This window comes from Serratia sp. NPDC078593, from assembly GCF_050268245.1.
GTDB lineage: Bacteria > Pseudomonadota > Gammaproteobacteria > Enterobacterales > Enterobacteriaceae > JBNNGK01.
Map to the genome: position 1 here is coordinate 43,651 of NZ_JBNNGK010000007.1, position 25,285 is coordinate 68,935.

At 53.2% G+C, this 25,285-nt stretch carries 18 protein-coding genes; 3 read left to right on the forward strand and 15 right to left on the reverse strand.

The genetic code is table 11. The annotated features are described in order from the left end of the window. The first annotated feature begins 217 nt into the window (after positions 1-217). Positions 218-1,090 carry a LysR family transcriptional regulator gene (locus tag ACQKDS_RS09810; protein WP_399669670.1) on the forward strand — a complete coding sequence of 291 codons (873 nt, stop codon included), beginning with the start codon at positions 218-220 and terminating at the stop codon, positions 1,088-1,090. 1,416 nt (positions 1,091-2,506) lie between these two features. Here ACQKDS_RS09810 and nuoN read toward each other — a convergent pair. The 14 genes from nuoN to lrhA all read right to left on the reverse strand — a co-directional run bounded on the left by nuoN (position 2,507) and on the right by lrhA (position 20,405). Continuing rightward, positions 2,507-3,964: an NADH-quinone oxidoreductase subunit NuoN gene (gene nuoN, locus ACQKDS_RS09815; protein ID WP_399669667.1), complete on the reverse strand. Its 1,458-nt coding sequence runs from the start codon at positions 3,962-3,964 to the stop codon at positions 2,507-2,509. Positions 3,965-3,970: 6 nt separating this feature from the next. Beyond that, the gene (nuoM, locus tag ACQKDS_RS09820; RefSeq protein WP_399669664.1) at positions 3,971-5,500 is read right to left on the reverse strand and encodes an NADH-quinone oxidoreductase subunit M; all 1,530 of its coding nucleotides are present in this window, start codon (positions 5,498-5,500) and stop codon (positions 3,971-3,973) included. 209 nt (positions 5,501-5,709) lie between these two features. Beyond that, positions 5,710-7,557, reverse strand: a complete 1,848-nt coding sequence (nuoL, locus tag ACQKDS_RS09825) for an NADH-quinone oxidoreductase subunit L (protein ID WP_399669661.1) — start codon at positions 7,555-7,557, stop codon at positions 5,710-5,712. Further along, the gene (gene nuoK, locus ACQKDS_RS09830; protein WP_004960562.1) at positions 7,554-7,856 is read right to left on the reverse strand and encodes an NADH-quinone oxidoreductase subunit NuoK; all 303 of its coding nucleotides are present in this window, start codon (positions 7,854-7,856) and stop codon (positions 7,554-7,556) included. The genes nuoL and nuoK overlap by 4 nt, the downstream gene beginning before the upstream one ends. Then, positions 7,853-8,413, reverse strand: coding sequence for an NADH-quinone oxidoreductase subunit J (gene nuoJ / locus ACQKDS_RS09835; protein ID WP_399669657.1), 561 nt, complete (start codon positions 8,411-8,413; stop codon positions 7,853-7,855). Before nuoJ ends, nuoK begins: the two co-directional genes overlap by 4 nt. Before the next feature lie 13 nt (positions 8,414-8,426). After that, positions 8,427-8,969, reverse strand: a complete 543-nt coding sequence (gene nuoI, locus ACQKDS_RS09840) for an NADH-quinone oxidoreductase subunit NuoI (RefSeq protein WP_399669654.1) — start codon at positions 8,967-8,969, stop codon at positions 8,427-8,429. A gap of 14 nt (positions 8,970-8,983) precedes the next feature. Continuing rightward, complete coding sequence (gene nuoH, locus ACQKDS_RS09845; RefSeq protein ID WP_399669651.1) at positions 8,984-9,961, reverse strand: NADH-quinone oxidoreductase subunit NuoH; 978 nt, start codon at positions 9,959-9,961, stop codon at positions 8,984-8,986. After that, positions 9,958-12,693 (reverse strand): NADH-quinone oxidoreductase subunit NuoG, encoded by a 2,736-nt coding sequence (gene nuoG / locus ACQKDS_RS09850; RefSeq protein ID WP_399669648.1) that lies wholly within the window; start codon positions 12,691-12,693, stop codon positions 9,958-9,960. Before nuoG ends, nuoH begins: the two co-directional genes overlap by 4 nt. Before the next feature lie 164 nt (positions 12,694-12,857). After that, positions 12,858-14,210: an NADH-quinone oxidoreductase subunit NuoF gene (gene nuoF, locus ACQKDS_RS09855; protein ID WP_399669645.1), complete on the reverse strand. Its 1,353-nt coding sequence runs from the start codon at positions 14,208-14,210 to the stop codon at positions 12,858-12,860. Next, the gene (gene nuoE, locus ACQKDS_RS09860; protein ID WP_399669642.1) at positions 14,207-14,758 is read right to left on the reverse strand and encodes an NADH-quinone oxidoreductase subunit NuoE; all 552 of its coding nucleotides are present in this window, start codon (positions 14,756-14,758) and stop codon (positions 14,207-14,209) included. Before nuoE ends, nuoF begins: the two co-directional genes overlap by 4 nt. A 2-nt stretch (positions 14,759-14,760) precedes the next feature. After that, the gene (nuoC, locus tag ACQKDS_RS09865; RefSeq protein ID WP_399669639.1) at positions 14,761-16,557 is read right to left on the reverse strand and encodes an NADH-quinone oxidoreductase subunit C/D; all 1,797 of its coding nucleotides are present in this window, start codon (positions 16,555-16,557) and stop codon (positions 14,761-14,763) included. Between the two features lie 95 nt (positions 16,558-16,652). Further along, positions 16,653-17,327: a NuoB/complex I 20 kDa subunit family protein gene (locus tag ACQKDS_RS09870; RefSeq protein WP_399669636.1), complete on the reverse strand. Its 675-nt coding sequence runs from the start codon at positions 17,325-17,327 to the stop codon at positions 16,653-16,655. A 30-nt stretch (positions 17,328-17,357) separates the two neighbouring features. After that, positions 17,358-17,798 (reverse strand): NADH-quinone oxidoreductase subunit A, encoded by a 441-nt coding sequence (locus ACQKDS_RS09875; protein WP_399669633.1) that lies wholly within the window; start codon positions 17,796-17,798, stop codon positions 17,358-17,360. A 1,671-nt stretch (positions 17,799-19,469) separates the two neighbouring features. Beyond that, positions 19,470-20,405, reverse strand: a complete 936-nt coding sequence (gene lrhA / locus ACQKDS_RS09880) for a transcriptional regulator LrhA (protein ID WP_399669630.1) — start codon at positions 20,403-20,405, stop codon at positions 19,470-19,472. An 833-nt stretch (positions 20,406-21,238) separates the two neighbouring features. Here lrhA and ACQKDS_RS09885 point away from each other — a divergent pair. Beyond that, positions 21,239-22,453, forward strand: a complete 1,215-nt coding sequence (locus ACQKDS_RS09885) for a pyridoxal phosphate-dependent aminotransferase (RefSeq protein ID WP_399669628.1) — start codon at positions 21,239-21,241, stop codon at positions 22,451-22,453. Positions 22,454-22,731: 278 nt separating this feature from the next. Further along, positions 22,732-23,331 (forward strand): 5'-deoxynucleotidase, encoded by a 600-nt coding sequence (yfbR, locus tag ACQKDS_RS09890; RefSeq protein WP_399669625.1) that lies wholly within the window; start codon positions 22,732-22,734, stop codon positions 23,329-23,331. Positions 23,332-23,364: 33 nt separating this feature from the next. Here yfbR and ACQKDS_RS09895 read toward each other — a convergent pair whose 3' ends face one another. Next, on the reverse strand, positions 23,365-25,197 hold the full coding sequence (locus ACQKDS_RS09895) for an SLC13 family permease (RefSeq protein ID WP_399669776.1): 1,833 nt from the start codon (positions 25,195-25,197) through the stop codon (positions 23,365-23,367). Positions 25,198-25,285 lie beyond the last annotated feature (88 nt).

Below are 25,285 nucleotides of genomic sequence, written 5' to 3' on the forward strand. Positions count from 1 at the left end.
AATGTGTGCCCACTCACAACAAGGCGTGGATTAGCATAAGGATTGATAAGTAAAAATAAAGATGCAAAATTGCGTCACAATGATGCAATTATTCATATTATGAAACATAATAAATAATTATGATACGGGTGCCTCATTTTAGCGTAAATCAGGCGCCTAGCGGTAGGTTTTCTCTACCGCTCACACCTGTAAACGGCTACCACAAAGGAAACCGCAAATGAACTGGGATGATGCACGCTTCTTCCTGGCTGTAGCTCGCTGCGGCACTCTTCGTAAAGCCGCTCAAGAGCTTCATGTCGATCAAGCCACGGTTGGGCGGCGCCTTGCCGCCTTTGAAGAGGTGTTGGGTTCAAAATTATTTATTCGCACGCCGAAAGCGTTTTCTCTCAGCCCCTTGGGCGAGGAGATGCTGGCCGACGTGATAAACATGGAGAACGCGGTACAGGCTATCGGTCGCAAAGCCACCAGCGGCGACGAGAGTCTCTGCGGTAATGTCCGTATCGCCACCACCGACACCATGGCCGAAACTTTCGTCATCCCCGCGTTACGAAAATTGCGTGACCAGTATCCACTGATTACCGTTACCCTACTGACGGCGGTAAATATTTCTGATATCTCCTATCGCGGTGCCGATCTGGCCATTCGTGGCGCTCGCCCTGATTCCGATGAGTTGATCATCAAACGGTTGGCAACCATCGAAATGGGGTTATACGCCACGCAGGAATACCTCGATAAACACGGTGAGCCCGTCAAAGGCGAACATTTACGCGGGCATGATTTGCTGATGTTCCCGCGCGAACTGGTGCCACGCCACTGGCAAAGTTTTTGTGGCGAAACGCTGAACAATCCCAACGTGGTACTGCAATGCAACTCACAGCTGTTGTTACGCTCGGCGACCCGTAACGGGCTGGGTATTGGCCTGCTATCTTCATTTCTTGCGGATAACGATCCAGATTTAGTGCGCATCTTCCCCGATCGGCAAGATTGGGTGGATATTTGGCTGGTATTACACCCGGATCTACAGCGCGCCGCGCGGGTACGTGCGGTGGTCACGGCATTAGAAGAAGCGTTCAAAACCTACCCGGAATGATGGTGGCAAAATACTCTGTCATGTCGGTCAACCACAACGGTGTACTGGCTCGGGTCGAACATGTTCGCCCCCTACGATTGGCACCGTGCCCACATTAATGCTCTTCTGACAACAGCGCATCCACTCACCGCGTAGGGGCGTGGCACGCCGCGCCCGGTTGCTTGATGCCAAATACTGAATACTGGCCGGCCACGACGGTTAAGTGACAAGCTAACAATTCCAATTACCTGGCGACATTGGCTTTAAACCATCGCGAATCTGCTCCGGTTCGGGGGGTTGACCTTGAGCGCATCATGGGCTGCCGAGCAAAGCAGCGGCGTCAGGGGCAATCGGCCATGGATGGCCGATTGAGGCGAGACTGGCAGGGACGCCAGTCGTAGGCGCCCCGTCCGACGACGATGACGCAGCGAGGGAACCGGCGAAGCCGGCAGACCATGTTAAGCCGGGCGCGGGTGTCGGGGCCGCGCCTACGGCCCTGACAATGGCCTAATTCAGAGGAAGAAAAGGAAGTTCGGTGCTGATAAGGCCATTAAAGGAAGCCAGCGTTACACAATACTCTTTTATACCGTTCAACCTTAACGCTGTGCTCAACTCGGGTCGAACATGTTCGCCCCCTACGATTGGCACCGTGCCCACATTAATGCTCTTCTGACAACAGCGCATCCGCTCACCGCGTAGGGGCGTGGTTACAAAATAATCTGTCATGTCGGTCAACCATAACGGTGTACTGGCTCGGGTCGAACATGTTCACCCCCTACGATTGGCACCGTGCCCACATTAATGTTCTTCTAACAACAGCGCATCCGCTCACCGCGTAGGGGCGTGGCACGCCGCGCCCGGTTGCTTGATGCCAAATACTGAATACTGGCCGGCCACGACGGTTAAGTGACAAGCTAACAATTCCAATTACCTGGCGACATTGGCTTTAAACCATCGCGAATCTGCTCCGGTTCGGGGGGTTGACCTTGAGCGCATCATGGGCTGCCGAGCAAAGCAGCGGCGTCAGGGGCAATCGGCCAGGGATGGCCGATTGAGGCGAGATTGGCAGGGAAGCCAGTCGTAGGCGCCCCGTCCGACGACGATGACGCAGCGAGGGAACCGGCGAAGCCGGCAGACCATGTTAAGCCGGGCGCGGGTGTCGGGGCCGCGCCTACGGCCCTGACAATGGCCTAATGCAGAGGAAGAAAAGGAAGCTCGGTGCTGATAGGGCAATTAAAGTAAGCCAGCGTTACACAATACTCTTTTATACCGTTCAACCTTAACGGTGAACCTAGCGCGGGTCGAACAGGTTTGGCACCGTGATCGAACTAACACTCATTTGGCAACATCGTCCCAAAACTGCCACTGACGCTGGACAAAAAAAATGCCGACCGGTAAAACCGATCGGCATTCTCATTGCTGACTTGCCGTGTTTGATTAGAACATTGGTTGTGCCATCTGCACCAACGTAATCAGCGGTTGCGGATAGATACCCAAAATCAATACCAGCGCGGCAGAAATCAAGACGACCACGCCACCCGCGGTTAAAGCCCAATTGTTCGGCGTGTCACGCGACAGCGTTTCCGGCGCGCTCAGGAACAAACTGACGGTCACACGCAGGTAGTAATACAAACCAATCGCACTCCCTAGCACCACTGCCCCCGTCAACCACCACAGATGCGCACTGACGCCCATCGCAATCACGAAGAACTTACCAATGAAGCCCAACGTCATCGGGATACCGGCCAGCGACAACATCATGACCGTCATCACCGCCGACAAAATAGGCTTATGCCAGAACAGACCACGGTAGGAGAACAACGAGTCAGCATCAGGCCCGCGGTACGGGCTGGACATCAGGCTCACCACGCCAAACGCGCCCAAGCTGCTGAACAGATATCCCGCCAGATAAACACCGGCGGTTTCCAGCGACAGTTGATGGGTTTGTACCGCAACTAATGCGACCAACAGATAACCCAAATGCGCGATCGATGAATACCCCAGCAGACGTTTGATATTGGTCTGGCTGATCGCCATCAGGTTACCGAACAGAATCGAACACACGGCGATAATTGACAACACCATACGCAGCGCTTCGTTATCGGCGGCTGGCGCATACAGGAACAAGCGCATGACCACCGCAAAAATAGCGATCTTGCTGGCGGTCGCCAAGAAGGTTGAAACCGGTGCCGGTGCGCCCTGATAAACATCCGGCGTCCACAACTGGAACGGCACCAGCGACAGTTTGAAACCCAGACCGACGATCATCATGCCCATACCCGCTAGGATCAACGGTTGATGCATCATGTTTTCGCCCAAGCTCTTACCCAAACCGGCTATCGACAGATCGCCCGACTCGGCATACAGCAATGCCATGCCGAACAGCAAGAAACTGGACGCAGCGGCAGACAACAGCATGTACTTGATCGCGGCTTCTAACGGACGTTTCTGACGGTATGCATACCCCACCAGACCGAACAACGGCAGTGAAATCAATTCGATACCGATGAACAGCGAGGCCAAGTGGTTGGCGCTGGCAAGCAGAATACCGCCCATTGCCGCGATCAACACCAGCAAGTAAAACTCTTCGCGGTTGTCCGGGTAACCGACCAGCCAAGAATAGGCGAAGGTACAGGTCGCCAGACTCGCCAGCAGCACCAAACCGGTATAGAACATCGAATAGCCGTCAACCCGCACCAGCGGGGTCACGTCCATCGGGCCAACCTGCCCCACAAAGTACAGCGAAAAAAGTGCCAGGTTGAGGCCGATAACGGTCAGGGTGGCGTTGATAAAGTGGTCGCGTCGCCACGCAATGCTTAGCATCACAACCACTACCGTCAATCCGACGATCAACAGCGGCAAGAGTGCGATCAGTTGTTGAGGAGTTATTGTCATGGCGAATTACGGCCTTGTTGTTGAAATTGCAGAAACTGACGAACCAAACCAGTGTTGCACGTTGCTCATTGCCGCCGCAGAGGTATCCAGAATCGGCTGCGGATAAACACCCAACAGCACCAGCAGAACCACCAGCAACAGAATAATGAACAGCTCACGTGCCGTCATGCCCGGTAACGGTTGATCAGACTTGGGGGCGCCATAGTACGCGCGCTGCATCATGATCAACGAGTAGACCGAAGCAAACACCAGACCGAAGGTAGAAATCACGGTGATCACCGGAACAACCTGGAAGCTGCCGAACAGGATCATGAATTCACCGACGAAGTTACCGGTACCCGGCATCCCCAACGTGGCAACCGCAAAGAACAATGACAGCGCAGGAATGAACTTAATACGCCCCCATAAACCGCCCATCTGACGCATGTCACGCGTGTGCAGACGTTCGTACAATTGGCCACAAATGATGAACATACCGGCCGCAGACAGGCCGTGCGCAATCATCTGGATCACCGCACCTTGATAAGCCAGTTGGCTACCGGTGTAGATGGCGATCAACACGAAGCCCATGTGTGAAACGGAGGTGTAAGCAATCAGACGCTTAATATCGGTCTGCGCAAAGGCCATCCATGCACCATAGAAGATACCAATGACGCCCAGCCACATGGCAATCGGCGCAAACTCGGCAGAGGCATTCGGGAACAATGGCAGGCTGAAACGCAACAGACCGTAGGCCGCCGTCTTCAGCAAGATACCTGCCAAATCAACCGAGCCGGCCGTCGGTGCCTGGCTGTGCGCATCCGGCAACCAACCGTGCAACGGCACCACCGGCATTTTCACCGCGAAAGCGATGAAGAAGCCCAGCATCAGCAGGTATTCCACATTATGCGACATCGGGGTTTTCAGCAGCTCTTCGTAGTTGAAGGTCCACACGCCGGTCGCATTGTAGTGCACAAACACCAGCCCCAGAATCGCAATCAGCATCACCAAGCCGCTGGCCTGGGTATAGATGAAGAATTTGGTGGCCGCTGTGATACGCGTTTTACCATCCGATGCCTTATGGCCCCATAACGCGATCAGGAAGTACATCGGCACCAACATCATTTCCCAGAAGAAGAAGAACAGGAACATGTCGATGGCGAGGAACACGCCGATAACGCCACCCAGGATCCACATCAGGTTCAGGTGGAAGAAGCCCTGATATTTCTGGATTTCACGCCAGGAACAGAGAACCGCCAGCACACCCAGCAACCCGGTCAACACCACCATCAGCAGTGACAGGCCGTCTAGCGCCAGATGAACAGTAATACCAAAACGCGGGATCCACGGCAGAATGAACTCAGACTGCCACTGCGGTATGCCCTGCGGTTTGAGCAATGTATAGCCACCCTGCAACCACAGTTGCAGCGAAAGCGCCAATGTCAGCCCCATCGTAATCAACGCGATCCAGCGTGGCGCTTTGCTGCCAAAACGCTCGCACTGCCAGCACAGCAGACCGCCGATAAAGGGGATAAGAATTAGCCAAGGTAATAGCATGGCGTTTTGTGTCCCTTATTTCTACCGTTGTCCTTCACGCTGTGGCGTTGTTGGCAAGCTACGCTTCTGTTGCCACTTACAATAAGTAAGTTGCTGCAATTTACGCACTTGCCACCTCACCACAACGTGAAATTCATACGGTATAAAACATTGTACATAGCACCCGATGAATAGGCGCTCTGCCCGATAAATGCTTTATAGATTATTGGTTAAACCAAAATCAACAGCGCCAATACGACCACTGCTCCCACACCCATAGACGCGATATACCAGCGTATCTGACCATTCTCACTGACCGTCAGGCCTCGGTTCCCCCAGCGGGAGAACACGGCCGGTATGTTCATCAGCGAGTTCAGCGGATCGCTTTGCAACAAGCGGGCGATACCCAGATAAGGCTTAACGAATACCTTGTCGTACAACCAGTCGAAGCCCCATGCATGGAACCACCAGGTCGAGAAGAAACGCCCCGGCGCGCTGTTCGCAATCGCGGTAACCAAGCGACGTTTACCCAGCCACAATGCAGCCGCCAACAGAATACCGACGATAGCCACCACACCCGAGGTTACTTCAAGCATCAATACACTGCCGTGCGCCAACGCCGTAGTCGCAGGCAATACCCCCTGCAACGGTGGCACGATCATCGCGCCGACGAAGGTAGAGAGCACCAGCAGAACCAGCAGTGGCAGATGGTGCGTAATCCCCTTACCGGCATGCGCTTTGATTTTTTCTTCGCCGTGGAACACGATGAAAATCATGCGGAAGGTATACAGCGAGGTCATGAATGCCCCCACCAGACCGGCGATCATCAGATTAACGTGACCGTTGGCCATCGCGCCGGCCAGGATCTCGTCCTTACTGAAGAAGCCCGCCGTGATAATCGGCAGTGCCGACAAGGCTGCGCCACCGACCAAGAAGCAGACATAGACCAGCGGGATGCTTTTACGCAAGCCACCCATTTTGAAAATGTTTTGTTCGTGGTGGCAGGCCAAAATAACCGAACCGGACGACAGGAACAGCAGCGCCTTGAAGAACGCATGGGTCATCAAATGGAAGATCGCCGCATCCCACGCCTGCACGCCCAGCGCCAAGAACATATAACCAATCTGGCTCATGGTGGAATAGGCTAACACGCGTTTGATATCGGTCTGCACCAGCGCGGCAAAGCCCGCCAGCAACAGCGTTACCGCCCCTACGATGCCCACCAGGTTCAATACCTCCGGCGCCATCAGGAACAAACCGTGGGTACGCGCAATCAGATAAACCCCTGCTGTAACCATGGTGGCTGCGTGGATCAGCGCGGAAACCGGCGTCGGGCCGGCCATGGCATCAGCCAGCCAAGTCTGTAATGGCAACTGCGCCGATTTACCGACCGCGCCGCCCAACAGCATCAGCGTCGCCCAAGTGATCGCCGTATCGCCTACCGCCAGTTTTTGCGGCGCCAGCACCATCAGCTCACGAATGTTCAACGTGCCCAGTTCGTGATACAGGATGAACAGCGCGAAAGCCAAGAACACGTCGCCGACACGGGTAACAACGAACGCTTTCATCGCCGCCGCACCATTAGCCGGATCTTTGTAGTAGAAACCGATCAGCAAGTAACTGCACAGGCCCACGCCTTCCCAACCCAAGTACATCAGCAACAGGTTATCTGCCAGTACCAATACCACCATGCTGGCGATAAACAAGTTGGTGTAGGCGAAGAAGCGCGAGTAACCCTCTTCACCACGCATGTACCAAGAGGCAAACATGTGAATGAAGAAACCGACGCCGGTGACAACCGACAGCATGGTCAGCGACAGGCCGTCCAACACCAGCGTAACGCCAATATTGAAGTTGCCGACGCTCATCCAGTTCCACAGATGCTGTTCAAACAGCTGCACGCCGGTTGCTTTTTGGCTGAGGAAATCCATCGCCACATAAAGGGTAACGACCGCCGCCAAGCCAATCGAACCTACACCAACGGTCGCCGCCGTGTTCTCCGACCAGCGGCCACGAGAAAACGCTAACAGCAAGAACCCGATCAGCGGTAGCAGAATAGTTAAATATAATAGGTTCATCCGCGCATCTCACTGACAGTATCAATATTCAGAGTATGACGACGGCGGTAGAGCTGCAGCAGCAGAGCCAAGCCAATACTGGCCTCGGCTGCTGCCAGGCTGATCGCCAGGATATACATCACCTGCCCGTCCGCCTGCCCCCAGTAGCTTCCCGCCACGATAAACGCCAACGCCGCTGCGTTGATCATCACTTCCAGGCTGATCAGCATAAACAGCAAGTTACGACGGATCAGTAACCCGGTCAGACCGAGTACGAACAGAATCGCCGCCAGAATCAGCCCATGTTGGAGAGGGATCATGCTTGCTCCTCCGATTTTCTTTTCGCCATTTCGCTACCCGCCGGCGCGTTACTCAACACCTCACCCGGTTTATGCTCGCGGCCAATGTGGAAAGCCACCACCAGACCGGCCAGCAACAGCATTGAAGCCAATTCAACCGCCAGCACATAAGGACCGAACAGACTGATACCGACCGCTTTGGCATCCACCATCTCGCCGCTGATGCCCTGATCGGACACGCTGCGGATGGCGATAATCAATACCACCAGAAGAATCAGTGACAACAGACCCGGGCCTATCCACACCGATGGCTTCAACCATTCGCGCTCTTGCTGCTGCACCGCATTACCCAAGTTCAGCATCATCACCACAAACACGAACAGCACCATGATGGCGCCGGCGTAAACGATGATTTCCAACGCCGCAGCAAAGTAAGCACCCAATGAGAAAAAGACTGCAGAGATCGCCAACAGTGAGACGATCAGATACAGCAACGCATGAACAGGATTGGTATGCGAAATCACGCGAATGGTCGCGAGGATCGCGATTAATCCTGCCAGATAAAATGCAATTTCCATGTTTGGCTTGCTCCTACGGCAACAGGCTTTTGACGTCGATCGGTTTGGCTTCGTTTTCAGCTTCGCCTTTCGCTTTGCCGTCAACGGCCATACCGGCCATCCGGTAGAAGTTATATTCCGGATATTTACCCGGGCCCGAGATCAACAAATCTTCTTTTTCGTACACCAAATCCTGACGCTTGAACTCACCCATTTCGAAATCCGGCGTTAGCTGAATCGCGGTGGTGGGGCACGCTTCTTCACACAAGCCGCAGAAAATGCAGCGTGAGAAGTTAATGCGGAAGAATTCTGGATACCAACGCCCGTCTTTCTGCTCCGCCTTTTGCAGCGAGATACAGCCAACCGGGCAGGCAACGGCACACAGGTTACACGCGACGCAGCGCTCTTCGCCGTCGGGATCGCGCGTCAATACGATACGGCCGCGATAACGTGGCGGCAGATATACCGGCTCTTCCGGGTACATCTGGGTTTCGCGCTTGGCGAAGGCGTGCAGGCCAATCATCCAAATGCTGCGCACCTGGGTGCCGAAACCAACCACTAACTCTTTCAATGTCATGGTTTATTCACCCCTTATTGAGCGTTGTACAAAATGACCGCTGCGGTCGCCAACAGGTTCAGCAGCGTCAACGGCAGGCAAATTTTCCAGCCGAAAGACATCACCTGGTCATAACGCGGACGCGGCAACGAAGCACGAATCAGAATGAACATCATCATGAAGAATGCCGTTTTCAATGCGAACCAGATGAACGGTGGCAGGAAAGGCCCCTGCCAGCCACCGAAGAACAACGTCACAATCAGGGCGGAAACGGTGACAATACCGATGTATTCCCCGACGAAGAACAAACCGAATTTCATGCCGGAATATTCAATGTGGTAACCGTCCGCCAATTCCTGCTCGGCTTCCGGTTGGTCAAACGGGTGACGGTGACACACCGCAACGCCGGCAATCGCAAAGGTCAGGAAACCAAAGAATTGCGGCACGATGTTCCAGAGATGGGCCTGCGATTCAACGATAGCCTGCATGTTGAATGAACCCGCCTGTGCCACCACGCCCATCAGCGACAGCCCCAGAAAGACTTCATAGCTCAAGGTTTGCGCAGAAGCACGCATCGCCCCTAACAACGAGTATTTGTTGTTACTCGACCAACCGGCGAACAGCACGGCATACACCGCCAAGCCCGCCATCATCAAGAAGAACAAAATACCGATGTTAAGATCGGAAACCGCCCAAGTTGGGCTAACCGGGACGATAGCAAAGGCCAACAATAAAGAAGTAAAGGCGATCATCGGCGCCAGGGTAAAGATCACCCGGTCGGAGAATTTCGGCACCCAGTCTTCTTTAAAGAACATTTTAATCATGTCGGCGACCAGCTGCAGTGAGCCGCCCCAGCCAACACGGTTTGGCCCATAACGGTTCTGGAACAAACCGAGCAGGCGGCGTTCGCCGAAGCTCATGAATGCCCCGCAGCTCACTACCACCAGCAGGATCACTACCGCTTTCAGAACGGCGATCAGAACATCAATCACCTCAGGGGTAAACCAGCTCATCGTGCCGCCTCCCGCAGATTTTCAACCGTTGCACCCACCAAGATCGGCGGGATCCCTGGCAAGCCGAGCGGCAAACCAACCTGGCCTTGGGTCAGGGTTTCACTCAGGCGTACCGGCAAGCGCAACGTCTGACCCGCACAGCTGAATTCCATCACACTGCCGGCATTAACGCCCAGTTGCGCGGCATCGGCCGGGTTGACCATCACGTACGCTTGCGGCATGCGTTGCTGGATGACTCCGGCTCGCTGCGACATTTCGTCGCTACCAAACAGATGATAATACGGCGCCACACGCCAGCCTTGTGCGGTGAAGGCAGCAGGAACCTGGGTGAAGTAGTCGAGGTTACCCTCCCCTGCTTCGATCAAACGCACGCCCGGATCGCCAAAGCGCAATTTACCGCCCACCTCAGCCTGGAATTTGTTCCATGCCTGTGGTGAGTTCCAGCCCGGAGCCCAAGCAAAAGGAATCTGCTGACGATCGGCCAGTGGGCTGTTGTTACCTTCCATGGAGAAGGCGAACATGGTGTCTTTATCTTGCGGCTGACGTGGCTCATGCACGCTGATGTTGGCGCGCATCGCAGTACGACCGCTTGACCGGTGTGGAGAACGCGCCAGCTTCTGGCCGCGAATGCGGAACGCTGCATCCGGTGCCGCATCCACAATGCCCTGTAGCTGCGGCAGTGCGCTGACACAGGCATCAATCACATGGTCAAGCTGCGTCCAGTCAACGTGGCGGCTGGTGTAGGTCGAATGCAACGAGTGCATCCAACGCCAGCTTTCCAACATTTCCGTATGGCTGTTTTTCTGCGCATCATCATAGTAAGCCGGATCATAAACCTGGAAGAAGCGCTGCGCGCGACCTTCTTGGTTAACCAGCGTGCCGTCGCTTTCAGCAAAACTGGCGGCTGACAGGATCAGGTCGGCGTTATCCATGATGGCGGTACGTTGGTGATCGGCAACGATCAGATGACTGACCTTCGCCAATGCCGCGTCCACTTTTGCCGCCGGCGCGTGACGATAGAGATCGTTTTCCATCACGATGGCGGTATCGGCTTCGCCACTTTCCAGCAGTTCTAGTGCCTGATCGAGTGAACCACCGCCGATCATTGCCAGCCCCATGCTGTTAGCGGCGGCCGCAACGAAGGTAATACCCACGTCAGAGCCCCGCCCCTTCAACGCTTTGGCAATGTTTGCCGCCGCTTCGATGATCGCATCGCTGCCCGCGTTACTGCCGGTAATGATCAGCGGTTTACGTGCATCGGCCAGTGCCTGCACGATGATATCAACTTTCTTGTTCAGCCCTTCGGCCAGATCGTCCACCGCTGGCGCGGCGTTATCCAGCGCGTGAGCAATAGCAAAACCTAAGCGAGCTTGCTCATCTACCGGCGCACGATAATTCCACGCGGCAATGTCATCCATGCGGGTGTTATCGACGTTAGTAATAAACAGCGGATGTTTAGCGTGCTGACCAATATTTTGCACCGCCGCGATCTGCCAATCGGCAACCCGCTGTGCCGCCGCCATCGCTCTGGCCTTGCCCTTCACCGCCTGACGAACAGACAGGGCGATGCGCGCACCGGTTTGGGTTAAATCTTCACCCAGCACCAGCACCGCGTCGTAGTCTTCGATTTCGCGCAGCGCAGGGGTATAAACGCCACTGTTTTGCAGCACGTTCAGCATCAATGTCAAACGCGACTGTTCTGCTTTAGCAATGCCAGTATAGAAATTCTCTGCTCCCACCAGATCGCGCAGCGCAAAGTTGCTTTCCAGGCTGGCACGCGGTGAACCGATACCGATGGTTTTCTTCGCCTGACGCAAAATATCCGCCGCACCCTGCATTGCCTGTTCGGCATTCAGGGCGATCCAGTCATTGCCGCGACGCTGCTGCGGTTGACGTGGGCGATCGTCCAGATTGACGTAGCCATAACCGAAACGACCACGATCGCACAGGAAGTAATGGTTCACGCTGCCGTTATAACGGTTTTCGATCCGACGCAGTTCGCCATAGCGCTCACCTGGGCTGGTGTTACAACCGATGCTGCATTGTTGGCAAATGCTAGGGGCGAACTGCATATCCCACTTACGGTTGTAGCGTTCTGAATGGGTTTTATCGGTAAACACGCCGGTTGGGCACACTTCCACCAGGTTACCGGAGAACTCGCTTTCCAGCGTGCCACTTTCCGGACGACCGAAGTAGACGTTGTCATGTGCGCCATACACGCCCAGATCGGTGCCATCGGCATAGTCTTTGTAATAACGCACGCAGCGGTAACAGGCGATACAGCGGTTCATCTCGTGCGAGATAAATGGCCCTAAATCCTGATTTTGGTGAGTACGTTTAGTAAAGCGATAGCGACGGAAACTGTGGCCGGTCATCACTGTCATATCTTGCAGGTGACAGTTGCCGCCCTCCTCGCAAACCGGACAGTCATGTGGGTGGTTAGTCATCAACCACTCCACCACACTCTCACGGAACTGTTTGGCTTCTTCGTCGTCGATGGAAATGAACGTTCCATCAGATGCCGGTGTCATACAGGACATCACCAAACGGCCGCGCGTATCTTCCGCATTTTGGTATTGCTTTACCGCACATTGGCGGCAAGCGCCGACGCTTCCCAGCGCCGGATGCCAGCAAAAGTAAGGAATATCGAGGCCGAGAGAGAGACACGCCTGCAACAGGTTGTCGGCTCCATCTACGTCGTATTCTTTGCCGTCTACATGAATCGTAGCCATAGTCAGCATGCTTCCAAATGGCCTGAAATAACCGTTATCTTTTACGCTACTGCGTGACCGCCTTGCCGCAACGTAAACGCGTTGGTTATGTTCAAGCGTTAATTATAAAATTTGTTACCCGCAATCGTGGCGTTGTGTTCAACGCCCCAGATGTTGCTGAGGTATCACCAGCGCTGTTTCAGTAAGTTGTTGGCCTGAATACCGCCAATCGCTTTGGCATTACTGAAATGTTGGGCAGCGATACCGGCTTCAAACTCATCACGGAAATATTTAATCGCGCTTTGCAGTGGCTCTACGGCACCTGGCGCGTGGGCACAGAAGGTTTTGCCCGGGCCAAGGAAGCGGCACAGTTGCTCAAGGGTTTCGATATCCCCCGGTTGCCCCTCGCCCTTTTCCAGCGCACGCAAGATCTTCACGCTCCACGGCAAACCGTCGCGGCAAGGTGTACACCAACCGCACGACTCACGGGCGAAAAATTCTTCCAGGTTGCGCACCAACGAAACCATACCGATCTCGTGATCCACCGCCATCGCCAGCGCGGTACCCAACCGGCTGCCCGCTTTGCCGATGCTCTCAAAATCCATCGGCAAGTCGAGGTGATCGGCGGTCAAGAAGTCGGTTCCGGCGCCGCCCGGCTGCCAGGCTTTGAACTTCAGGCCGTCACGCATGCCGCCTGCATAATCTTCCAGAATCTCACGCGCGGTGGTGCCAAACGGTAATTCCCACAGCCCAGGGTTTTTTACCCGGCCAGAGAACCCCATCAGCTTGGTACCGGCGTCTTTGCTCTTACCCGCAGAGATCCCCTGATACCAGTCCACGCCGTGTTCCAAAATCGCCGGCACGTTGCACAACGTTTCAACGTTATTCACACAGGTCGGTTTACCCCAGACGCCGGCGGAGGCCGGGAATGGCGGCTTGGAACGGGGGTTGGCACGGCGGCCTTCCAGTGAATTAATCAAGGCGGTTTCTTCACCGCAGATATAACGCCCGGCGCCGGTGTGGACAAACAGCTCGAAATCAAAACCGCTGCCCATGATATTTTTGCCCAGCAGCCCCGCTTCGGTGGCCTCCGCGATCGCACGACGCAAATGCACCGCCGCTTCAACGTATTCGCCACGCAGGAAGATATAACCGCGATAGGCTTTCAAAGCGAAAGCGGAGATCAGCATGCCTTCCACCAAAAGATGTGGCAGTTGCTCCATCAGTAGACGGTCTTTGTAAGTGCCCGGCTCCATTTCATCGGCGTTACACAACAGGTAACGGATGTTCATGGATTCGTCTTTCGGCATCAGGCTCCACTTTAGGCCAGTGGAGAAACCCGCACCGCCGCGGCCTTTCAGCCCGGCGTCTTTCACCAGACTCACGATGTCGTCTGATGCCATACCTTTGATGGCTTTTTCTGCGCCGACATAGCCGTTCTTGCTGCGATACTCCTCCAGCCAAACCGGCTGTTTGTCGTCACGCAGACGCCAGGTCAGCGGGTGCATCTCGGGAGTGCGTACAATGTCTTTAATCATTGATACTGCTCCAGTAGATTGTCGATATCTTCAGGCTTCAACTGACTGTGAGTATCCTCATCAATCATCATGGTTGGCCCTTTGTCGCAGTTACCCAGGCAGCAGGTTGGCAGCAACGTGAAACGGCCATCAAAAGTAGTTTGGCCCGGTTTGATGTTCAGTTTCTTCTCGATAGCGGCCTGAATGCCCTGATAACCGGTGATGTGACACACTACGCTGTCACAATAACGGATAACGTGACGCCCTACCGGCTGACGGAAAATCTGGCTGTAGAACGTGGCCACGCCTTCTACGTCACTGGCAGGAATGTCCAGCACCTCGGCGATCGCATAAATGGCCCCATCCGGCACCCAACCACGCTGCTTTTGCACAATTTTCAGCGCTTCGATGGAGGCCGCGCGGGGATCCTCGTAATGGTGCTTTTCGTGTTCGATCGCCTCACGCTCTTCGGCGCTCAGCACAAAAGCTTCAGCGCTACCTTGAGAAGCGGCGGCATCGATCGGCTCAAGAGCCTCGTCACTCACGTGATTGTCTTGTTGAGAGTGCATAATTAGCGGTCCACATCTGACATTACAAAATCGATACTACCCAGATAGACGATCAGGTCGGAGACCAGGCTGCCACGAATAACCGCAGGGATTTGCTGCAGGTGAGCAAAACTTGGCGTACGTACCCGGGTGCGATAGCTCATGGTGCTGCCGTCGCTGGTCAGGTAGTAGCTGTTGATCCCTTTGGTGGCTTCAACCATCTGGAATGATTCGTTGGCTGGCATCACCGGCCCCCAGGAAACCTGTAGGAAGTGGGTGATCAGCGTTTCAATGTGCTGCAACGTCCGCTCTTTCGGCGGCGGTGTGGTCAGCGGGTGGTCGGCCTTGAATGGGCCTTCCGGCATGTTGTTCAGGCACTGTTCGAGGATGCGCAGACTCTGGCGCAACTCTTCTACCTTCAGCATCACGCGAGTGTAGCAGTCACTGTTACCATCGCCGATTGGCACATCGAAATCGAAGTTTTCATAGCCGGAATACGGACGCCATTTACGCACGTCAAACTCGACGCCCGTCGCGCGCAGACCTGCCCCAGTCACCCCCCATTCCAATGCTTCTTTCGCATTATAAGAAGCAACGCCCACAGAGCGCCCCTTCAGGATGGTGTTTTGCAATGCGGCTTTGACATAGGAATCCAGGCGCTTCGGCATCCATTCGAGGAACTCACGCAGCAGACGATCCCAGCCACGTGGTAGATCGTGCGCCACGCCGCCAATACGGAACCAGGCTGGGTGCATACGGAAACCGGTAATCGCTTCCACCAGATCGTAAATCTTCTGACGATCGGTAAAGGCGAAGAACACCGGCGTCATGGCACCAACGTCTTGAATAAAGGTGCTGATATACAGTAGGTGGCTGTTAATACGGAACAGCTCAGACAGCATGACGCGGATGGTATCAACACGCGCCGGTACTTTGATGCCAGCCAGTTTTTCCACCGCCAGCACGTAAGGCATTTCGTTAACACAACCCCCGAGATACTCGATGCGGTCGGTGTACGGAATGTAACTGTGCCAAGACTGACGCTCACCCATCTTCTCTGCGCCACGGTGGTGATAACCCACATCGGGCACGCAATCGACGATTTCTTCACCGTCCAATTGCAAAATAATGCGGAACGCGCCGTGCGAAGACGGGTGGTTAGGGCCGAGGTTGAGGAACATAAAGTCCTCGTTCTCAGTGCCGCGCTTCATGCCCCACTGTTCCGGTTTGAACGTCAGCGACTCCATTTCCAGATCTTCTTTCTGTTTGGTCAACACAAACGGATCGAATTCGGTGGCGCGTGCCGGATAATCTTTACGCAACGGGTGACCTTCCCAAGTCTGCGGCATCATGATGCGCGTCAGATGTGGGTGACCGTCAAAGGTGATACCGAACATTTCCCAGGTTTCACGCTCGTACCAGTTGGCATTCGGGAATACCTTGGTAGCGGTCGGTACGTGCAGGTCTTTTTCAGCCAGCGCGACCTTCAGCATGATGTCACGGTTACGTTCAATGGAAATCAGGTGATAGAAAACGGAAAAATCCGCCGCAGGTAGCCCTTGGCGGTGAGTACGAAGCCGCTCGTCAACGCCATGCAGATCGTACAGCATGACATACGGCTTCGGTTGTTTTCTCAAAAACGTCATTACTTCCAAGAGCTGGTCGGGCTTGACCCAGACCACGGGCATTCCCGTACGGGTGGGCTGAACAGTAAAGGCTTCCGGCCCAAAACGGTTGCGCAATTCGCCAATCACCGGATCGTCAAGATGATCGCGGGTGTGCCACGCAGGCAAAGCGTCGTGCGTCGTTGTATCTGTCATAATATTTTTTCACCACACTAAAGGGTCAAATCGCTGCAAGTTCACTTTCGCTGTGTTAACCAATAGCGCACAAAGATGGACGTTAAATGAACGTCTTAAATCTCGTCAGGCGTCCGCAGGTTAGTCACAGCGATACGCTCACCGTGCTTACGCTCTCTTTCCGACTGCATGTTGGCGCGGTAAACGCCTTGATCGCCCACCACCCACGACAACGGACGGCGTTCTTTACCGATGGATTCTTGCAACAATAACAGCGCTTGCATGTAAGCTTCTGGGCGAGGTGGGCAGCCTGGGATATAAACGTCAACCGGCAGGAATTTATCCACGCCCTGCACCACAGAATAAATATCGTACATACCACCGGAGTTAGCGCATGCGCCCATGGAAATAACCCATTTTGGCTCAAGCATTTGCTCATACAGGCGCTGAATAACCGGTGCCATTTTGGTAAAACAGGTGCCAGCAACAACCATAAAGTCAGCCTGACGTGGTGAGGCGCGCAGAACTTCCGCACCAAAACGTGCGACGTCATGAACGGCGGTAAACGAGGTCACCATTTCCACATAACAGCACGAAAGGCCGAAGTTATACGGCCAAAGAGAGTTTTTACGCCCCCAGTTCACCATGTCATGCAATGCATGTTCGAGTTTACCCATGTAAACCGTGCGGTGAACCTGCTGTTCCAGAGGATCGGCAACGATCTCCTGTTTTTGCAGGGGGTAACGGTCGTTCTCACCGTTCGGGTCTATGCGGGTGAGCGTATAGTCCATCTTAATGCCTCGTTTTAAACCACAAATGAATTACTGCGGATGACTGTTGGTGGCTTTAGTGATTTTGCCCGGCTTGCTCTGACGCTGGGAACGCGCTGGCGTCCAGTCCAATGCGCCGACACGCACCAGATAAACCAAACCTGCCAATAGCACCAAAATGAAAATGGCGGCTTCGATAAAGCCTAACCAGCCGCTCTCACGAATAGAGACCGACCAGGCGTAAAGATATAAGGCTTCAACATCGAAAATGACGAAGAACATGGCAACCAGGTAGAACTTGGCGGACAGACGCATACGCGCCGAGCCTACCGAGTCAATCCCTGATTCATATGGGGTATTTTTGGCACGCGCCCGAGCCCTTCCGCCCAGGAAGAACGCCCCGAGCAGCATGAAGCCACACAGCCCGATGGCCATGACAAGAAATACGGCGAGCGCCCAGTGATGAGCGATAACTTCAGTGGTTGTTGACATACTCTATGCTTACTCATCAAAAGTGGCGTCGATCGTTCTGCTCTTATGACGGCAGTTCCTGCACCACATCGATTTAAGGGAAGGATAAATAACCTTACAAAACAAACTGCTTTACAATTCATTTAGCAGCGTTTTTACTGCGGGCTTTTTACTCCTTTTCATAACCTTTTGTCAACTTTGACAAAAGTATCTACACACTAGTTTACAAACACAGCATTTTATTAACATTTGATGCGCCAAACTGGGGCTAAATCGTGTCAGTCATTTGCCGTGTAGAAACAGGCAGATATAAACCAATATCCACATTTCAGTTTTACTATACCATTCTCGCAGGAAATACCTGTTCTTCCACTCACTAGCTAGGGGTATTTTTTTGATCTAGGACACGTTTTCAGCAAAAAACCTCAAAAAAAGTGTGGCTCTTTACAATCCTTGTCAATTTTTGCTCAAAAAACAACCATACAAAGTAGACTAAAAATACCTCCCTCTTTATTGGGAAGTTAGCCTTTCATCGATAAGTTCAAAAAAACAGCAAAACAGTTTTTTATGACTGAGTCTAGGCAGTTACCACAAAGAAAAGCGAAACAAATAGCGAGCTCGTAAACAAAACCCTTCGAAATAGCAATAAATGTTCATTTAGTGTCGATAGGATCAATAATCCGTAGCGAATCCGCCATGGTGTTCCGTTAAATCGGCACGAAATTGACGGGCGCGGCAGGCCACGCCCCTACGGGGATGTACTGGGTATTTGCCCACCGGTTGCTTAACATCGGTTCTCCGTAGTGGCCGGGCATGCACAGCCTGCATTGCATGTTTTCATGCAGCCACGGTGAGCCTCCGGGCGCGGCATGCCACGCCCCTACGGGGATATGCGGGGTGTTTGCCAACTGCTGGTTTAACATCAGCTCACCGTAGTGGCCGGGCATGCCCGGCCTGCATTACATGTTTTCATGCAGCCACGGTGAGCCTCCGGGCGCGGCAGGCCACGCCCCTACGGGGATGTGCAGAGTATTTGCCAACCGCTGGTTTGACATCAGTTCACCGTAGTGGCCGGGCATGCCCGGCCTGCATTACATGTTTTACATGCAGTCACGGTGAGCCTCCGGGCGCGGCATGCCACGCCCCTACGGGGATGTACAGGGTATTTGCCAACTGGTTGTTTAACATCGGTTCTCCGTAGTGGCCGGGCATGCCCGGCCTGCATTGCATGTTTTACATGCAGCAACAATGAAACGGAATGAACCATTACGGATGGCAAAAATCGGCTGGAAAGGCGTTACCAAGAACGCGCCTTGAGTGGCGTTTATAGGTGAGACAAACTGGCTCGCTTTTGCAGCCAATCCGAATATGCAGGGAAGCGCTACCAACCGTTGGCACAGGCAACGCCTGAGTGTGGTCAGGGGATAGATTGCCAGGGGGCATTTACCCCCTGACCCGGCCATTCACAGCGCGTTCATACCGCGTTACGCTGGTAACAACCGGAAATACCCATTCATCTGACAAAAAACGTTAATTGGCAAACATACCCATCATACTTCACGTTACATGTGTGTTGGCTGCGCTCGTTCACCCGAATCACTTACCCGTGTAAGCTCATCGGGATTCACTTCCTTGCCGCCTTCCTGCAACGCGAATTATTTAGGGTATACGTTTTTACCGGGCAATTATCCGTTATTCGTCTTCATCGACTGGACAGATGTCGTTTTCCGCAGAAGGTGCAGGGCCACTGAAACTGTAGACTTCATTGCCGTTTTGTACCGCGCTAAAAATAGCCATCGCCAGTTCGTTCTCGCATTGGATATCTTTACACAGCGCATACTGCGTGTCTGGCAATGCCGGCAGGCCTTCCGCCGCACCCAGCACCCGTAAATCAGGGCTCATCATCTCAATTGGCTGGGCAGTAATACCCAGCCCCGCTTTACACGCCGCACGGACTGCCGAGAGCGTAGAAGCAACGTAAGCAATGCGCCACGGAATACCGGCTTCATCCAGATGCTTTATCGCCATGGTACGGAATGCGCTCGGCTCGTCCAGCACCACTAAGGGAATCGGCTCGCCGGGTTGATAGTGGTAATCAGCAGCGCAATACCACAACGTTGGTGACGTGCGCAGCACAATATGCGAATGTTCTTCAGTATCAACAGTGGTGATCGCCAGATCGACTTCACCGTTCTTCAACATGTCAGTCATGAATGGGCTGCGTTTCACCCGCACATCAATAGCCAGCTTCGGGTATACCGACGTTACACGATTAAGCAAAAAAGGCAGGATGGTATCGGCGGTATCATCAGAAGCACCAATAGTCAGAACACCTTTAATATTGTTGTACATCAGAGAAGTACAGGCTTCATCATTAAAGCGTAAAATTTTCCTGGCGTAGCCAAGAAGTTGGATACCATGTTCGGTTAACAATTTATTGCGCCCGTGACGGGCGAACAACTCTTTACCAACCAATTGCTCTAACCGCTGCATTTGCTGACTGACTGCCGATTGAGTACGGCAAACGGCGACGGCCGCCGCTGCAAACGTATTCAAATCAGCTACAGCCACAAAAGTTCTTAGCAGATCGAGGTCGAGATTAAGTATCGGACGATTTGCATTAGTCATAGTGTTTTCTTCACTTTTTAAATTCTATATTTGAAACTACCCTGGTGTATTTCTAAGGCATCGTTTAAAAGGGACGATGCCTGATATGACAGTACCCCACTCATAAGTGGAGGGCAAAAAAATTACTTATATTTCGTTACCTCTATCGCTTTTTTTAAATACGATCTATCGCAAATGCTTATCTAACAAAGCGCCAGATCACCCTAAAAACGTTAAATACCTGCGGGGATAAGATTTTACTCGTTCGTCCCTTGGTTTTACCACACTAAATGCGCCTCATTACTGTGCTGACATCATGTCTAAAATCACAATACAGAAATAAAAGTTAACTATTATCTATTTTCCAACTAACCCAACCTTAGTACCTTCAATAAATTCAATTACTCATGCAATGAAATACGGCCTCAGGCGCAGTATAAGTTAAATTTTACTTATATTAATAAGTGAAATATCTCTAATGTTAGGTTCTGCTTGATCACAGTGTGATGTTGTAATGCGTGTACGACTATCGGACTAGTCCTGTATTACTCGCCAATTTGATGTCTTGTGGCAGTAGGTCACGCACCGCCAGGTTGTTTTTTGCGCTATCGGGTAAGGAAGTTTACCTTGGCCAACACAAACCAGTTTAAATACTGATAAAATAAGAATATCTGGTGTTTTATTCCATCATCACCTTAATCCAGGTATTTCATTACGGCGTTTGCGCTTCTGAGCAATCAATTGCACCAAAGGTATGCGCAACACTTCAAAAACTAGGGCGTCAAGAGTACATTGGGCACATTGCGGTGTTCCACGGTAGGAGCGCCCTATCCCAGTAAAAGGCTCAACTTTTTATGTCCCCCATTGAGAAATCCAGCAAACTGGACAACGTCTGTTACGACATTCGCGGCCCGGTGCTTAAAGAAGCTAAACGTCTTGAAGAAGAAGGCAACAAAGTCCTCAAACTGAACATTGGCAACCCTGCACCGTTCGGTTTTGACGCCCCGGATGAGATTCTGGTCGATGTGATTCGCAATCTGCCGACGGCGCAAGGCTATTGTGATTCCAAAGGGCTCTACTCGGCACGTAAAGCGATCATGCAGCACTATCAGGCACGTGGCATGCGCGACGTTTCCGTTGAGGATATCTACATTGGTAATGGTGTTTCCGAACTGATTGTGCAATCCATGCAAGCGCTGCTGAACAGCGGTGACGAAATGCTGGTGCCAGCGCCGGATTACCCACTTTGGACCGCAGCAGTATCGCTGTCTAGCGGCAAAGCGGTGCATTATCTGTGTGATGAAGAGTCCGGCTGGTTCCCCGATCTCGATGATATCCGTAGTAAGATCACACCGCGTACGCGGGGCATCGTGATCATCAACCCAAACAACCCAACTGGGGCGGTCTACAGTAAAGAACTGCTGGAACAAATCGTCGAGATTGCCCGCCAACATAATCTGATCATCTTTGCCGATGAGATCTACGACAAAATTCTTTACGACGAAGCACAACACATTTCCATTGCCACCTTGGCACCGGATCTGCTGACCGTGACGTTCAATGGCCTGTCCAAAACCTACCGCGTCGCCGGTTTCCGTCAGGGTTGGATGGTGCTTAATGGGCCGAAGAAACACGCTAAAGGCTATATCGAAGGGTTAGAAATGCTGGCCTCGATGCGGTTGTGCGCCAACGTGCCGATGCAACACGCGATTCAAACCGCGCTCGGTGGTTATCAAAGCATTAGCGAATTTATTCTGCCGGGCGGCCGTTTGTATGAACAACGCAACCGTACCTGGGAATTACTCAACGATATTCCGGGCGTTTCCTGCGTAAAACCACAGGGTGCGCTGTACATGTTCCCCCGTATTGATGCCAAGCGCTTTAATATCCACGACGATCAGAAACTGGTTTTAGATCTGTTGTTGCAAGAAAAAGTGCTGTTGGTGCAAGGCAGTGCATTTAACTGGCCGTATCCAGACCATGTCCGTATCGTTACCCTGCCGCGCGTTGACGAATTAGAAATGGCCGTCGGTAAGTTGGGGCGCTTCTTGGAAGGCTACCGTCAGTAGCATAAATACGCGCTCACCCAACCGAACGAATTTGTGTTGCCTGCCAACCTCAACTACGCACACTCCCGGGAACAGACATAGCGATGTGACCGGGATGGCACGCCGTCGGGAACGGGCTTGAACGCAGGTTGCGGTTATCCCGCCGCCCCTATAACACACGGATAGGTTATGGGGTCACAGCTATCGACAACAGACCGCATACAGCACGAAGGTTATTTGCATAACCCGCCCACACTGCTCACAATAGACGTCTCACTTGCCGCCGTAGAGAGAGCACCATGAGCCAGAGCCATTTCTTTGCCCACCTGTCCCGTCTGAAATTAATCAATCGCTGGCCACTGATGCGTAACGTACGTACCGAGAACGTTTCCGAGCACAGTCTACAGGTCGCGTTCGTCGCCCATGCGCTAGCGGTGATCAAGAACCGGAAATTCAATGGCAACGTGAGCGCCGATCGCGTTGCGCTGCTGGCGATGTACCATGATGCCAGCGAAGTGATTACCGGCGATATGCCAACCCCGATCAAATATTACAACCCGCAGATTGCCCACGAATATAAGAAAATCGAAAAGATTGCCCAGCAGAAGCTGCTGGAAATGATCCCAGAAGAATTACGCAACGACTTTCGTTCAATCCTCGACGAACATTATTACACTGAGGACGAGAAGTTGGTGGTAAAACAAGCCGATGCGCTGTGCGCTTACCTAAAGTGTCTTGAGGAGTTATCCGCTGGCAATAATGAATTCAAACTGGCGAAAGCGCGTCTGGAGAAAACCTTACAGCTACGCAACAGCCCCGAAATGGCGTATTTCATGGCGGTATTTATTCCCAGTTTCAGCCTGTCGTTAGATGAAATCAGTCTGGATAGCACCTTATAATAGTCAATGAACATGGCGCAGCAGGCTGCGCCATTAAAATGCATACAACCACGGCACCACAATCACACTGACCACCATCACCAAAACGGTAAATGGCACGCCCATGCGCACAAAATCGCCGAATTTATAATTCCCCGGCCCTAATACCAAGGTATTCACCGGTGAAGAAACCGGCGTCATAAACGCCGCCGAAGCGGCAATCGCAATAATCATCGCAAAGGGATACGGCGACACGCCCATTTCGCGCGCGGCGGCGATAGCAATCGGTGCCATCAACACCGCGGTCGCCGTATTGGAGATAAACAACCCGATGCTGGCGCACAGCACAAACAAACAGACCAGCATCACTCTGGGGCCCATCCCCCCCGCGACATCCATCAACCCGCGCACAATCAAATCCACCCCGCCGGTTTTTTGCAACGCTTGAGCAAATGGCATCATGCCGACAATTAAAATTATGCTCGGCCAGTGAATAGATTTATAGGCACTTTCCATATCAATACAGCGGAATTTGCCCATCAACAAACAGGCGATCAGTGCCGCAATCGGGTTAGGGACTTCATCGGTCAACATCATCGCGACCATCAGCGCCAGACAAAATAGCGCATGCGGTGCCTGCGTGATGGCCGGAGCGACTTCATCCACCTCTGCCGGCAGATTAAGTACGATGAAATCATGGGTTTTAAGCTGAAGTTGTCGGATAGCCTTCCAATCACCGATGACCAGCAAAATATCACCCAGCGCCAGCGGCTCATCCACCAATTTACCCGGTAAAATATCACCGTTGCGCCGCAGACCGACCACGTTAAGATCGTATCGGCTGCGAAACGCTGCGTCTCGCAGGCTTTTACCCAGCAGGGCGGAATCAGGAATCAGCGATACTTCTGCCATGCCGACATTGCGCGATTGCTCAGAAAAATAATCGCCGCGCAGTACCATCGGTTCTAATTGCTGTTCACTGCAAAATTCTCGCAGATCGACGTCGCTATCCGACATATCAATCAGCAAAACATCGCGCTCGCGCAGTTCCGTACTGCCTGACGCACTCACCATAATCCGCCGAAAACGCTTCCAGCGTTCGATACCCACCACGTTAGCGCCGTAACGGGCGCGCAGATGCAACTCATCTAATGAGCGGCCAATCAATGGCGAACCACTGCGGATCGCCAGACGCCTGGCGCGCCCCGTCAGTTTATAATCACGAATCAAATCGCGAAACGTGCGCCGCTGCCACGACGCTTTACTACTCTCTACTTCGTCTTTACCGAGCCAACGGCGCGCCACCAGCATATAAGCGACGCCCAATGCCAACACAATCATGCCAATCGGCGTGACGCCGAAAAAACCAAAACCATGGATACCTTCACGCACCAGTTCGCTGTTCACCACCATATTGGGCGGCGTCGCAACCAAGGTCATCATGCCACTGATCAACCCGGCAAAACTGAGTGGCATCATCAGCCGTCCTGGCGGGGTTTTCATGCGCGCCGCCACGCTCAACACGACGGGGATAAAAATCGCCACAACGCCGGTCGAGCTCATAAAGGCCCCCAATCCGGCAACGGTGATCATCAGCAACGCCAACATTTTGGTTTCGCTGCTGCCCGCGACCTTAACCAGCCAATCGCCAACCTGATAGGCCACGCCGGTGCGCACCAACCCTTCACCAATCACAAACAACGCCGCGATCAGAATCACGTTTGGGTCGCTGAACCCAACGGTCGCCTCTGACAGCGTTAACGTGCCGCTCAGCACGAATGCGATAATCACCAGCAGCGCCACGACGTCCATTCGCAACTTATTGGTCGTGAACAATACGATGGCAATCAGCAACAGACACAACACCCACAGTAATTCGCTGTTCAAAACGCCCTCACGCCCCCGACGGTCTAAAAGCTTAGAAATTAGCATAAAAAAACCCCGCCTATGCGGGGTCTAATCAATTTGGCAGCAG

Bases quoted from the DNA above. Each gene is read 5' to 3' on its own strand.
- ACQKDS_RS09810 (WP_399669670.1), top strand. From the start codon at position 218: ATGAACTGGGATGATGCACGCTTCTTCCTGGCTGTAGCTCGCTGCGGC.
- nuoN (WP_399669667.1), bottom strand. From the start codon at position 3,964: ATGACAATAACTCCTCAACAACTGATCGCACTCTTGCCGCTGTTGATC.
- nuoM (WP_399669664.1), bottom strand. From the start codon at position 5,500: ATGCTATTACCTTGGCTAATTCTTATCCCCTTTATCGGCGGTCTGCTG.
- nuoL (WP_399669661.1), bottom strand. From the start codon at position 7,557: ATGAACCTATTATATTTAACTATTCTGCTACCGCTGATCGGGTTCTTG.
- nuoK (WP_004960562.1), bottom strand. From the start codon at position 7,856: ATGATCCCTCTCCAACATGGGCTGATTCTGGCGGCGATTCTGTTCGTA.
- nuoJ (WP_399669657.1), bottom strand. From the start codon at position 8,413: ATGGAAATTGCATTTTATCTGGCAGGATTAATCGCGATCCTCGCGACC.
- nuoI (WP_399669654.1), bottom strand. From the start codon at position 8,969: ATGACATTGAAAGAGTTAGTGGTTGGTTTCGGCACCCAGGTGCGCAGC.
- nuoH (WP_399669651.1), bottom strand. From the start codon at position 9,961: ATGAGCTGGTTTACCCCTGAGGTGATTGATGTTCTGATCGCCGTTCTG.
- nuoG (WP_399669648.1), bottom strand. From the start codon at position 12,693: ATGGCTACGATTCATGTAGACGGCAAAGAATACGACGTAGATGGAGCC.
- nuoF (WP_399669645.1), bottom strand. From the start codon at position 14,210: ATGATTAAAGACATTGTACGCACTCCCGAGATGCACCCGCTGACCTGG.
- nuoE (WP_399669642.1), bottom strand. From the start codon at position 14,758: ATGCACTCTCAACAAGACAATCACGTGAGTGACGAGGCTCTTGAGCCG.
- nuoC (WP_399669639.1), bottom strand. From the start codon at position 16,557: ATGACAGATACAACGACGCACGACGCTTTGCCTGCGTGGCACACCCGC.
- ACQKDS_RS09870 (WP_399669636.1), bottom strand. From the start codon at position 17,327: ATGGACTATACGCTCACCCGCATAGACCCGAACGGTGAGAACGACCGT.
- ACQKDS_RS09875 (WP_399669633.1), bottom strand. From the start codon at position 17,798: ATGTCAACAACCACTGAAGTTATCGCTCATCACTGGGCGCTCGCCGTA.
- lrhA (WP_399669630.1), bottom strand. From the start codon at position 20,405: ATGACTAATGCAAATCGTCCGATACTTAATCTCGACCTCGATCTGCTA.
- ACQKDS_RS09885 (WP_399669628.1), top strand. From the start codon at position 21,239: ATGTCCCCCATTGAGAAATCCAGCAAACTGGACAACGTCTGTTACGAC.
- yfbR (WP_399669625.1), top strand. From the start codon at position 22,732: ATGAGCCAGAGCCATTTCTTTGCCCACCTGTCCCGTCTGAAATTAATC.